This window comes from Rhodoferax sp. (assembly GCF_025354435.1).
In the GTDB taxonomy this organism is placed as follows: Bacteria; Pseudomonadota; Gammaproteobacteria; order Burkholderiales; family Burkholderiaceae_C; genus Rhodoferax_B.
Genome location: NZ_JANXMU010000021.1, coordinates 17,939 through 29,761, shown reverse-complemented (window position 1 = coordinate 29,761; position 11,823 = coordinate 17,939). Strand labels below are relative to the sequence as shown.

At 61.6% G+C, this 11,823-nt stretch carries 10 protein-coding genes and 1 riboswitch; of the genes, 5 read left to right on the top strand and 5 right to left on the bottom strand.

The features are described from left to right. The coding region (metH, locus tag Q0T48_RS05345; protein WP_295953459.1) for a methionine synthase at positions 1–2,400 on the bottom strand (2,400 nt) is incomplete at its 3' end. A 25-nt stretch (positions 2,401–2,425) separates the two neighbouring features. Next, a riboswitch (S-adenosyl-L-homocysteine riboswitch) is annotated at positions 2,426–2,495 on the bottom strand. A 162-nt stretch (positions 2,496–2,657) separates the two neighbouring features. On the opposite strand from metH, the gene Q0T48_RS05340 reads away from it, so the two are divergent. Beyond that, a complete protein-coding gene (locus Q0T48_RS05340) occupies positions 2,658–3,266 on the top strand; it encodes a cyclic nucleotide-binding domain-containing protein (protein WP_295953457.1) in 609 nt (202 codons plus the stop codon). A gap of 10 nt (positions 3,267–3,276) precedes the next feature. On the opposite strand, the gene Q0T48_RS05335 is transcribed toward Q0T48_RS05340, so the two are convergent. Further along, on the bottom strand, positions 3,277–3,714 hold the full coding sequence (locus tag Q0T48_RS05335) for a PACE efflux transporter (protein WP_295953454.1): 438 nt from the start codon (positions 3,712–3,714) through the stop codon (positions 3,277–3,279). A gap of 118 nt (positions 3,715–3,832) precedes the next feature. Between Q0T48_RS05335 and Q0T48_RS05330 the strand changes: the two genes are divergently transcribed. Then, positions 3,833–4,741 carry a LysR family transcriptional regulator gene (locus tag Q0T48_RS05330; RefSeq protein ID WP_295953452.1) on the top strand — a complete coding sequence of 303 codons (909 nt, stop codon included), beginning with the start codon at positions 3,833–3,835 and terminating at the stop codon, positions 4,739–4,741. Between the two features lie 74 nt (positions 4,742–4,815). Here the strand turns inward: Q0T48_RS05330 and Q0T48_RS05325 are convergent, their stop codons facing one another. The 3 genes from Q0T48_RS05325 to Q0T48_RS05315 all read right to left on the bottom strand — a co-directional run bounded on the left by Q0T48_RS05325 (position 4,816) and on the right by Q0T48_RS05315 (position 7,756). Further along, on the bottom strand, positions 4,816–5,814 hold the full coding sequence (locus Q0T48_RS05325) for a Gfo/Idh/MocA family oxidoreductase (protein ID WP_295953449.1): 999 nt from the start codon (positions 5,812–5,814) through the stop codon (positions 4,816–4,818). Between the two features lies 1 nt (position 5,815). Further along, a complete protein-coding gene (locus Q0T48_RS05320; protein WP_295953447.1) occupies positions 5,816–6,859 on the bottom strand; it encodes a homocysteine S-methyltransferase family protein in 1,044 nt (347 codons plus the stop codon). A 75-nt stretch (positions 6,860–6,934) separates the two neighbouring features. Continuing rightward, a complete protein-coding gene (locus Q0T48_RS05315; RefSeq protein WP_295953445.1) occupies positions 6,935–7,756 on the bottom strand; it encodes a helix-turn-helix domain-containing protein in 822 nt (273 codons plus the stop codon). Positions 7,757–8,371: 615 nt separating this feature from the next. Between Q0T48_RS05315 and Q0T48_RS05310 the strand changes: the two genes are divergently transcribed. The 3 genes from Q0T48_RS05310 to Q0T48_RS05300 all read left to right on the top strand — a co-directional run bounded on the left by Q0T48_RS05310 (position 8,372) and on the right by Q0T48_RS05300 (position 11,823). Then, positions 8,372–9,331, top strand: a complete 960-nt coding sequence (locus Q0T48_RS05310) for a hypothetical protein (protein WP_295953442.1) — start codon at positions 8,372–8,374, stop codon at positions 9,329–9,331. Positions 9,332–9,413: 82 nt separating this feature from the next. Continuing rightward, positions 9,414–9,950 carry a hypothetical protein gene (locus Q0T48_RS05305; protein ID WP_295953439.1) on the top strand — a complete coding sequence of 179 codons (537 nt, stop codon included), beginning with the start codon at positions 9,414–9,416 and terminating at the stop codon, positions 9,948–9,950. Positions 9,951–10,047: 97 nt separating this feature from the next. Next, the gene (locus Q0T48_RS05300) at positions 10,048–11,823 is read left to right on the top strand and encodes a polyketide synthase (RefSeq protein WP_295953436.1); all 1,776 of its coding nucleotides are present in this window, start codon (positions 10,048–10,050) and stop codon (positions 11,821–11,823) included.

Here is an 11,823-nt window from a genome sequence, read left to right as displayed (position 1 = left end):
GCGGTGGTGCAGGCATTCGGCAAAGGCCTCAGCCAGCCGGTCGGCAATAGCCTTGAGCATGATGCTGGAGTAGTCGTCCAGCTCGGCCTGGAACTGCGCCTCTTTCTTCTCGGCACCCAGCCCGGCGGTCACGGCAAACAGACCTGCGTAATCGGCAATGCCGGTGCTGCGCGGAGCCACAAAGTCGGCCAAGCAACGGCTGGGGCGCATCACCCCGTCAATCGCCTGCTTCTCGGCTTGCTGGCGCAGGCCGTGCCAGGTCAGGGCGACTTCGGTGCGCGACTCGTCGGTGTAGAAGGCGATGTCGTCGTCGTTGACGCTATTGGCCGGATACAGGGCGATCACGCCGTTGGCGGTGAGCCAGCGGCCTTCGATGGCGCGCTTGAGCATGGCCTGCGCGTCCTTGAACACGCGGCTGGCTTCCACGCCCACCACCTCGTCGGTCAGGATGGCAGGGTACGGCCCGGCCAGGTCCCAGGTCTGGAAGAACGGGCCCCAGTCGATGTAGCGGGCCAGCTCGGTGAGGTCGAAATTCTTGAATACGCGCCGTCCTATGAACCGGGGCACCTTGGGGGTGTAGCCGGTCCAGTCCATCGGCGTTTTATTCGCGCGGCATTTGGCCAGCGGCCACAGCGGGGTTTGCTTTTTGTTGGCGTGCTGGTGGCGCACTTTGTCGTAGTCGGCGTTCAGCTCGGTGATGAACGCCCCCGCGCCGTCGCCCAACAGGCTTTGCGCCACGCCCACGCTGCGCGAGGCATCGGGCACGTAAACCACCGGGCCGTCGTAGTGGTGGGCAATCTTGACGGCGGTGTGCACGCGGCTGGTGGTGGCGCCGCCGATCATCAGAGGGATTTTCTTGATGCGGAAGTGGTCGTCCTTTTGCATCTCGCCCGCCACGTACTGCATTTCTTCCAGACTGGGCGTAATCAGGCCGCTCAGGCCCACGATGTCGGCCCCCTCCACCTTGGCGCGGGCCAAAATTTCGTGGCAGGGCACCATCACGCCCATGTTGATGACCTCGAAGTTATTGCATTGCAAGACCACGGTGACGATGTTTTTGCCAATGTCGTGCACGTCGCCCTTGACGGTGGCGATGATGATCTTGCCCTTGGTGCGCACGTCGCGGCCGGCGGCTTCGTCCAGGCGCTTTTCTTCTTCGATGTAGGGGATCAGGTGCGCCACGGCGGACTTCATGACCCGCGCTGACTTGACCACCTGCGGCAGGAACATCTTGCCCTGGCCAAACAGGTCGCCCACGATGTTCATGCCCGCCATCAGCGGACCTTCGATCACGTGCAGCGGGCGGCCGCCCTTGGCCAGGATGGCCTGGTAGGCCTCTTCGGTGTCGGGCACGATGAAGTCGGTGATGCCGTGCACCATGGCGTGGCTCAGGCGCTGCTCCACCGTCACGTAATGGTCGGCAGTGCCGCGCCAGTCCAGACGCTTGCTTTCGTCTTTGGCCCCACTCTTGGCGGTTTCGGCGATCTCGACCAGGCGCTCACCGGCATCCGGACGGCGGTTCAGCACCACGTCTTCCACGCGCTCGCGCAGCACCGGCTCCAGGTCGTCGTACACGCCGACCATGCCCGCGTTGACGATGCCCATGTCCATGCCCGCCTGGATGGCGTGGTACAGAAACACGGTGTGGATGGCTTCGCGCACCGGGTCGTTGCCGCGGAAGCTGAACGACACGTTGCTCACCCCGCCCGAGATCTTGGCCCCCGGCAGATTCGCCTTGATCCAGCGCACCGCCTCGATGAAATCGACGGCGTAGTTGTTGTGCTCTTCGATGCCGGTGGCGATGGCGAAGATATTCGGGTCAAAGATGATGTCTTCGGGCGGAAAGCCTACCTCGTCCACCAGGATGCGGTAGGCGCGTTCGCAGATTTCGATCTTGCGCTGGTAGGTGTCGGCTTGGCCTTTTTCGTCAAATGCCATCACCACGGCGGCCGCGCCGTAGCGCCGCACCAGCGTGGCCTGCTGCTTGAAGGCATCCACGCCTTCTTTCATACTGATGGAGTTGACGATGCCCTTGCCCTGGATGCAGCGCAGCCCGGCCTCGATCACCTCCCACTTGCTGCTGTCCACCATGATCGGCACGCGGGCAATGTCGGGCTCGCTGGCGATCAGGTTCAAAAACCGCACCATGGCCGCCTTGCTGTCGAGCATGGCTTCGTCCATGTTGATGTCGATCACCTGCGCGCCGTTTTCCACCTGCTGGCGGGCGACGGACAAGGCCTGGTCGAACTCGCCGTTCAAAATCATGCGGGCGAAGGCCTTGGAACCGGTGACGTTGGTGCGCTCGCCAATGTTGACGAAGAGGGTGCCGGGGCCGATGAGCACGGGCTCCAGGCCAGACAACAGCATGGGGGGAACGGAATTTGCTACGGCATCAAGCATGCGACTCACCTGTGGAGGGAAAAGGTTCAGGTGAGCGTCGTTGGCAACAACCCAAGCCTGACGGGAACAAACCCGCTGCAACGCTCCTTGGGAGGCTGCAATTTTAAGGGCGGGCGAAAATTTATAAAAAATAGGGATCTAGCGTAGCCTACATCTAGGCTAGTAGCTATTTATTTAATAGCATTTGTATCTGGCCCGACAAACGGGCTTTAAACCGCTGTGGTACACCGCTGGCTAGCGCCACCACACACCCGACCATGTTCAAAAACCTGATTGACGGTATCAAAACCCAGCTCACGCGGGCACCGGAATTGCTGGAACCCCATGAGCGCATGCGTTCGGTCCAGCACTCGGGGTCGGCCAGCCGGGCGGCCGAGCTGCTGATCGCACCCACCGCGCTCATGCAACTCAGCCCCACCGAGGCGCTGACCATCGTCAGCTACATGACCCCGCGCCGCATCCCCATGGACACCACCTTCATCCACGAGGGCGACAAAACCGAAACCGGCTACATGCTGCTGTTGCTGGAGGGCGAGGTGACGGTGGAGAACATCGTCGTCAGCCGCATCGACCCGGTGACTGTGAGCGTGCTCGGCCCCGGCAGCCTGATTGGCGAAATGGGCCTGATCGACGGCCAGGCCCGGCTGGCCTCGTGCACCGCCAGCACCGACGTGACCTGCGCCATCCTGTCGCGCGCCGCGCTGGAAAAGCTCAGCCAGGATGACCCGCAAACCGCGGCCAAACTGCTGCTGGCTGTGTCCATGCGCATCGCCGAGCGGCTGCGCGACACCACGGGCAAGGTCAAACGCTACAGCCAGCTGGTGCAAGCCATGCAGCAGGAAATCGACCACCTGATGCCCACCTGAACCACCGGGTTCAGGCCGCCACGGCCTCGCCCATCGCCGCCGCAGGCAGGCCAAACACCCGGTCAAACACCCAGTTGAAGACGAAGGTGTAGAGCAAAAAGAAGACCAGCAGCCCCATATCCAACAACAGGGCTCGCCACAGCGTGGTGTCAAACCACCAGGCCATCAGCGGCACAAAAAACACGGTCAAGCCGCCTTCAAAGCCGATGGCATGCGCCACCCGGCGCGCCACGCTGCGGCCGCGCACGGTCTGACGGGCTTCCCAACGCTCAAACAGCATGTTGAACACCAGGTTCCAAACCACGGCAATCGCCGAGGTGGCCACCGCCACCATGCCCGCATTCTGTACGCTGTGGCCCGACATACCCGCCAACCCCAAGGTGGCGGCCACGATGGCAAAGCCTTCGTACAGGCCGACATAGACGATTTTTCTTTTGATGCCTTGCATGGTGCTGGTCCTGGCCCTGGGGCCTTGTGGTGGTGAATGGCGCCACTGTATGTCTTAAACTCTGATACTTAAAGTCAGCTTATTTCAGTTTTACTGATAGATAAACAAGGCAGCATCCATGGCATTTACCTCCGAGAGCGTGCAGGTGTTTCTGGCCGTGCTGGACCGGGGCTCGTTCTCCACTGCCGCGCGGGCGCTGGGGCGTGTACCTTCGGCCGTCAGCATGGCCATCGCCCACCTGGAAGCCGAGCTGAACCTGCCGCTGTTCGACCGTAGTGGCCGCGAGCCGCAGCCCACGGCGGCGGCCCGCTCGCTGGAGCCGCAGGCCCGGCTGCTGGCGGCCCAGTTGCGGCAGCTGCAGGCCCAGGCGCTGGCCTTGACGCAGGGCCTGGAAAGCCGCCTGACCCTGGCCATCGCCCCCGAACTGCTGGCCGCAGAGTGGCGTAGCCCGCTGGCCACCCTGGCGCAGGAATACCCGCTACTGGAAGTGGAGGTGCTGGCCGCGCCCCAGGCCGACGCGCTGGCCATGCTGCACGCGGGGCGGGCGGACCTGGCGCTGGTGTTCGAGCGGCCCAGCTTGGACGGGCGCGAGGGCTTCCAAGAGGTGAGCAGCGAAATTTTGGTGGCGGTGATGGCTCCCGGCCTGCTGGCCCAGACCCTGCAGCCGGGCGCGGGCCCGCGCGAAGAGCAGCTCACCAACACCCGCCAGATCGTGGTGGCCAGCCGCGACCTGGCCACCATCGACACCCGCTTCGCCTACGCCCGCCACTGCTGGCGCACCGACAACCACATCGCCGCGCTGGGCCTGATCGAGGCCGGTCTGGGCTGGGGCTGGCTGCCGCAATCCTTTGTGCGCAGCCAGATCGCCGTCGGCACGCTGGTCGAGATGCCGTTCGACAACCTGACCAACCGCATGGAGTTGTGGGTGGACGTGGTGTGGTCCAAAGAAAGGCCGCTAGGCCTGGGCGCGCGGCGCTTGGTCGCGCTGGTGAGCGCCGGACGGGTCGGCGGCAAACCACCGCAATAACCCGCTAATTTATAAAAAATCAGGCTCTAGCCCAGGTAGTACCTACGCCAGTAGCTATCAATTTTGACAAAGGCTTAAACCGCTTCCCAGTGGCCACTGCGCTGCGAGGCAAACAGCGCGTCGATGATGCGCATGTTCTGGATCGCGTCTTCCACGCCGTACTGCAGCGGGGCTTCGCCCCGGATGGCCAGCGAGAACGCATCACCTTCCAGGCTGTACTGGTCGCAGGGCGCAAAGGTTTCCACGGTGGCGCTGGTGCCGTTCAGGGCCTTGCCGTTGTCGATGAAGATGCGGGTGGGATCCAATGGCGGCGCGTTGAACGGGATCTCGATCTCCACCCGCTGCTGCGTGCCCACCACCTGCACGCGCTGGTAGGGCGTGGACTGGGTGGAGACGGTGAAATTGAGCTGGCGGCCACCGCCAAAGTCCAGCAGCGCGCTGAACATGCGGTCCACGTTGAAGGTGGGGTCCATATCGGCCAGCGCCATCACGCGCAGCGGCTCGGCACCGAACAAAAAACGCCCGGCCACGATGGGGTAGCAGCCGATGTCGAACAGCGCGCCGCCGCCCTTGCTCGCATCGTTGCGGATGTTGTCGGGGTTGCGGTTGAAATACGAGAACCAGGCCTGCACCGAACACCGCTCGCCCAAAGCGCCGCTCTGCACCAGCTCGCGGGTGCGCAGCCACTGCGGATGGAAGCGCACCATGAAGGCTTCCATGATGTGGACTTTGCCCGCCACTTCACGCAGTTGCGCCGCTTCATTGGCGTTCAAGGCCATGGGCTTTTCGCACAGCACATGCTTGCCCGCGCGCGCCGCCGCCAGGGTCATGGGCACATGCAGGTCGTTGGGCAAGGGGTTGTAGATAGCCTCGATGTTCGGGTCGGCCAGCAGCTCTTCGTAAGAGCCGTAGGCGGTGGAAATACCCAGCGTGTCGGCCGCGGCGCGGGCGGAAGGCAGGGCGCGCGAGGCAATCGCCTGCACATCGCACCACTGGCTGCGCATCAGCGCCGGGGTAACTTTTTCCATGCCAATCTTGGCGGTACTCAACACACCCCAGCGAACTTTTTGCATATCAGGCAGCCTCTTTGTAGAAATACGAACGTAGCGCGCGGCCCGGCAGCGGCTTCACCGCGTCGTGGATGGCCGCAATGTGCTCTGGCGTGGTGCCGCAGCAGCCGCCGACGATGTTGACCAGCCCCTCGGCGGCAAACTCACGCACCAGGGCCGAGGTGACATCCGGGGTTTCGTCGAAACCGGTGTCGCTCATCGGGTTGGGCAGGCCGGCATTAGGATAACAGCTGATGAAGGTGTCCGGGGCCACGCGGTGCAGCTCCTGGATGTAGGGGCGCATCAGCGCCGCGCCCAGAGCGCAGTTCAGGCCGATGGCCAGCGGCTGGGCGTGGCGCACGCTGTGCCAGAAAGCGGTGACGGTCTGGCCGCTGAGGATACGGCCCGAGGCATCGGTAACCGTGCCGCTGATGATCAAAGGCAGGCGCTGGCCCGAGTCGGCAAAGTACTCGTCCACCGCAAACAGCGCGGCCTTGGCATTCAGTGTGTCGAAAATCGTTTCCACCAGAATCACGTCACTGCCGCCCTCGACCAACGCCTTGGTCTGGTCGTAGTAGGCGGCACGCAGCTCTTCAAAAGTCACGTTGCGCGCGCCGGGGTCGTTCACGTCGGGGCTGATGCTGGCGGTTTTGGGCGTAGGGCCAAGCGCGCCCGCCACGAAACGCGGCTTGTCAGGCGTGCTGTATTTGTCGCAGGCGGCGCGGGCGATGCGGGCGGACTGCAGATTCATCTCAATCGCCAGGTCGGCCATGTCGTAGTCGGCCTGCGCCACCGTGGTCGCGCCAAAGGTGTTGGTCTCGATCAGGTCGGCCCCGGCGGCCAGATAGCCTTCGTGGATGTCGCGGATCACGTCCGGGCGCGTCAGGCTGAGCAGCTCGTTGTTGCCTTTCACGTCCTTGTGAAAGTCCTTGAAGCGCTCGCCCCGGTACTGCGCTTCGGTCAGCTTGAAGCGCTGGATCATGGTGCCCATCGCGCCATCCAGGATGGCAATGCGTTGCGCCAGGATGGCGGGGAGTTGCTGGGCGCGGGTGTAGGTAGGCGTTTTCATGAGGGCTTGATTGTAAGAAGCTGGCAAATGCCCCGCTGGCCCAGGAGGTATGGCCTCTCCACCCGAGGCTAGCCGCTATCCCTGCGAACCCCCACCCGCCGCCGCCAGAGCCAGCGCGTTGCAGGCCACCCGGGTGGCCTCGTTCACCGCAAAGTAGCTTTCAATTCTCAGCTCGTCCAGCATGATCTGTTCGGCAGCAAGAAACTTGGTCACCACCATGGAAAACTCCAACGTATAGGTGTCGTTTTGCAGACCCAAGTAGTTAATAGGTGTCTGGACCAGTGAAAAGTCCGGGTCCCGCCAAGATCCGGGCACGCCCGGATAAGCCAGCACCCGCTCCAGCAATGTCCACAAGGCGACGTTTTCGCGGCCCAGCCGGGCTTCGCAGTGCAGCCGGTGCACCATATTTTGGGCAACGCCCGTCCAATTTTGAATAAACATCCGCGCTAGCCCCGGGTCAAATACCAGGTCAAACAAATTCAGCGGTGCATTCAACCGTTCAGGCTCGGCCACGAACTGGGAAAAGATGGTTTTGGCGGACTGGTTGCAACGCAGGATGTCGTAAGAGGCGTTCATGACGGTCAGCGGATAGGGTGCGTGGCTATGCATCATGCGCTCCAGCGCCGCATCTATCGCAGGGTCGATTTTGTCGAGGTCTGCTTCCAGGAATCGCGGCGCAAACCCGGCCGCCACCAGCGCCTGGTTCTGCTCCCGCGCTGGAACCGCAAGGGCAGCCATGATCCGCAACAACATGCTTCCGCTCGGACTGGCGCGCCCGGTCTCCAGAAAACTGATGTGCCGCGACGACACGTCGGCCGCCAACGCCAAATCAAGCTGCGACGCCCCACTGCGTGCGCGCCAATATTTCAATAATGCGGGAAAAAACTTGGTGGACAATTTTTTGTGGGACGGTAGATCGTCTGGTGTGTGGTGGGGCAATAAGCGGGCCGCCGGATGGGCTCCGAGGCCCACAGCGACGCAGTCTTGGGGGGATTGCTCGGTAGCGCTGGGTGTAGCGCAGGCGATCAAGGTCCGCGTCGGCGGGTCTGCCATGGCCGGTACAAGCGCACTTTGTTTCGGCATCTTTTGGGATTTTTTCCGCCATGCGCCTTGGCCGCATGGAGAGGGCGCGCGTGCACCCCGTTCTTCACTCGCGCCTACATGGTTACCCCGCCTTTTTCAAAATTTGTATACAAGCACAAATCTTAAAACTCTAAAACCGTGGCGATTTAGCCATTTTTTTGAGCCTCTAGATGCACCGTATGAACCAGTGCATACAGCTGGGATTTAATTTTTCATCTTCTACATTCAATTTTTCGACAAAAAGATATCTCTAAATTTTTGTTAAAAGCATTTATTTATCATTAAATTTGCATTTTTTTATCTAAAAATTTGTAACTTTTAATAAAAAACGAAGATCTTTAAATTCTTGGAATTACGTGTACAGGTAATTGTAATTTATTTACCATCCCATAAACTGTATGCAATAGTTATAATTTGTTAAGGGAAAAAATGGGAAAAATAAGCTACCTGTTACGCGCCACTGTGTTGCCTGTGCTGGTCGTGCTGCAGGCGTGCGGGGGCGCAGATACCGAAACAACGGCTACGCCTGCATCTTCCGTCAACGTGGGGACACTCAAATTTGCGTTTGAGGGTGCCGAAAACCTCACCCCATCGGAAGTGGCAGCGATGGAGTCGCATACCGATGTCGCTGAGTTTTTAAACGCGCCGCCAGAGTCTGCGACGGCCAAGGCAGCTGCGGTAGCCGTGACATCGCCCGCAGACACCAGAAACAACGAAACACCTCTGCCCCACACCACACAGGCCCCGGTATCCTCAGCAGAGCGTCTGCTTTTGAAGGCCTATCTGAACCATCCCAAAGATGCCACGTTGGCGAACTTTTTGGGGCTGCTCAGTTTGCCCCGCTCACTGTTGGCGAACAGCGCACCCAAGCAATCCGGAGATCGGCTCAAACACACCATCTTGGCCCAGTATTTTTTGAGCCGAGCCAGGGACCTGGGGTCCAACCCGGCTTGGCAGCAACGCGCGTTGACGCTGCTCCAGCTCCGGCTGGACCAGGTCATGGCACGCCAGTCGACCATCACAGCAGAAGAAAACCATCCGGCGCACCAGGTTTTCAATCGGGCCTTCAACGAACGTGAGGGCGACCGCTACCTAGCCTTGGCCCAGTTGCTCGACGACTACGCGATGGAGCCCAAAAATGTGTACACCGCATTTACATTGACAGCCAGCAACCTGTGGATTGGCGGCGAGGGTGAGCACAACGATCCCACTGTCTTGCATAACTTCGTCCTGGGCAGCTATTTCTCGATCCGGGTCATGGACTTGGCCCAGCAATTGGAAGTGGCCTGGACGCAGAACCCGAAGGCCACGCCGAGATTCCGCATGGCCACCATCCTAGGGGGGGTTCTCGGCTCTGCACCGCCGCTGGCTGGCCACCGTACATGGTGACCAAACGGCCATCGCTGCGATTGACAACGAGCACCGCGAATGGCGCCTAATCCAGCGGGCCTTCCATGCGTTCACGATTGGCTTGTCGTTCTTTGAAGAGAAGAACCACTTTGCCGAGGGCTTAGCCGCGTGGCAGGACTCCTTCACCCACTGCGCAGAGGTTCCGGTACGCACCTGCTCCAACCTGCCCCGCTTTTCGCACAACTTCGAAGGCTTTGTGCTGGGATACGTGGACTTCTTGCTCAAAGCGGGCGATGTCGAGTCCGCCTACAAATACCTGTCCATCCGGCATGTTCCAGACCAATTTCCACCCATGGCGGCCTACCCGCAGTGGACTCTGGGGCAAGCAGCGTGGGAATACCGCGAAACCAACGCCCCCGCCCTTGCCGCGCGCTATGCCAATACCGACCCCAGCGATGACCCGGTGCACCTGATGCTGAAACCGCGTCAGTGGGGCGGCAGCACGGCGGCCTGCCAACTGTGCCACCAGGCGCAGGGCTCGCGTTGGACGGAGGCCGAGAAAAACACCATCGTCTTGCCCCCGGAACAGGTCGCCAGCGTCAAGCGCTGGCCAGCGGTATCCACCAGCTGGTATGGCGCCCACCTGCCATCGCCCTGACCTGGAAACGGCGCACGCAAAGACACCGCCAAGGCGGTTGCATCGCTCTGCAATCGCCATCTGTCCCCTGCATTCAATAAGCTCGTAAGGAAATGAAATGAATCCGACTTCCCCGCCATGGGCCGACCCGGCCTCTTCCTCGATTGCAGTGATCGGCATTGGCTGCCGCTACCCCGGTGCCAAAACTGCCGCCGAACTATGGGAGAACATTCTCGGCAGACGCAGGCAATTTCGCCGCATGCCGGATGTGCGCCTGCCAAATGCAGAGTACCAAAGCCACGACCGCGCAACACCCGACAAGACCTATGGAACCCGCGCCGCCGTCATCGACGGCTATGCATTCGACTGGGCGGAAAAGCGCATCCCCAAGCAGACCTATGAGTCCACCGATCTGGCGCACTGGTTGGCGCTGGACGTGGTGTTGCAGATGCTGAAAGACGCGGGATACACCGCGGCTGACCTGCCGCGAGAAACCACGCAGGTGGTGGTCGGCAACACCCTTACGGGAGAGTTCACACGGGCCAACACCCTGCGATCCCGTTGGCCGTTTGTCAAAAAGATGCTCGCCCTCAGCGCCGCCGACATGGGAATTCCCCCCGACACGGTGGAGGCACTGGCATCCGTCATGGAGCGCAACTTCAAGGCCGTGTTTGCACCGATCAATGAAGACACGCTGGCCGGAGGCCTGGCCAACACCATCCCGGGCCGCATCTGCAATTTTCTCAACCTCAACGGTGGCGGCTTTGTGGTGGATGGTGCCTGCGCGTCGTCCTTGATCGCGATACACACCGCAGCATCCAACCTGGCCAATGGCCAGTGCGACTTCGCCATTGCGAGCGGGGTGGACATCAGCCTCGATCCGTTCGAACTGGTGGGCTTTGCCAAAACCGGCGCACTGACCCCGAACGAAATGTCGGTCTATGACAAGCGCGGCAACGGCTTCATCCCTGGTGAAGGTTGCGGTTTTGTGGCCATGAAACGCCTGGCGGATGCCATCCGCGACGGCGACAAAATCTACGCCGTGGTGGATGGATGGGGAATGTCCACCGATGGCAAAGGCGGCATCACCGCGCCCAGCGTACATGGCCAGAGCATGGCCCTGCAGCGGGCCTACGACAAGGCCGGTATCGACACCGCATCCCTGGACTTCATTGAAGGCCATGGCACCGGCACCGCCGTGGGCGACAAAACCGAATTGCTGGGCATTGCCCGCGCGCTGCATAGCGGTAGTGCAGGCAAACGCAGTTGCGGGGTCACGTCTTTGAAGTCCATCGTGGGGCACACCAAAGCAGCCGCCGGTGTGGGCACGTTCATCAAGGCCGTCATTGCCGTTAACCAGCGCGTGGTGCCACCCACCGCCGGGTGCGAATTACCCCACGATGTGTTTACCACCGACGCAGACCGCCTGTACCCCGTGCTGCGAGGGCAGGCCAGGGATGCATCTGCCACCCTGCGGGCCGGTGTGTCCGCGATGGGGTTCGGCGGCATCAACCTGCATGTCACACTCCAATCCGGTCCGGACGTGCTGCCAGGTCTGGCACCCTCGGTGGGCACGCGGGCGGCCATGGTGTCGCGCCAGGCCGACGAAGTCTATTGTTTTGCAGAAGACAGCGTGGAGGCCTTGCGGGCATCGGTGCACCGCCTGAAAGCCGACGCAGCAGATGCCAGTCTGGCCGAGCTGGCGGACATGGCCAGCGCCTGGAACCAAAAAATTCGCCCCACGGGATGCCTGCGTGCCGCACTGGTGGCCGCTTCGCCGGACGATCTGGTCAAGAAGGCCCGCCTGCTGCTGGCGCTGGTGGAGCAGCCCTTGTCGGTCGGCGACATGCGCATGGACGCAGACCAGAAGATTGTGGTGTGCCACCCCGCCTAG

Excerpts from the sequence above, each read along its gene's own strand:
- Q0T48_RS05340 (WP_295953457.1), top strand. The coding sequence starts at position 2,658 with ATGTTCAAAAACCTGATTGACGGTATCAAAACCCAGCTCACGCGGGCA.
- Q0T48_RS05335 (WP_295953454.1), bottom strand. The coding sequence starts at position 3,714 with ATGCAAGGCATCAAAAGAAAAATCGTCTATGTCGGCCTGTACGAAGGC.
- Q0T48_RS05330 (WP_295953452.1), top strand. The coding sequence starts at position 3,833 with ATGGCATTTACCTCCGAGAGCGTGCAGGTGTTTCTGGCCGTGCTGGAC.
- Q0T48_RS05325 (WP_295953449.1), bottom strand. The coding sequence starts at position 5,814 with ATGCAAAAAGTTCGCTGGGGTGTGTTGAGTACCGCCAAGATTGGCATG.
- Q0T48_RS05320 (WP_295953447.1), bottom strand. The coding sequence starts at position 6,859 with ATGAAAACGCCTACCTACACCCGCGCCCAGCAACTCCCCGCCATCCTG.
- Q0T48_RS05310 (WP_295953442.1), top strand. The coding sequence starts at position 8,372 with ATGGGAAAAATAAGCTACCTGTTACGCGCCACTGTGTTGCCTGTGCTG.
- Q0T48_RS05300 (WP_295953436.1), top strand. The coding sequence starts at position 10,048 with ATGAATCCGACTTCCCCGCCATGGGCCGACCCGGCCTCTTCCTCGATT.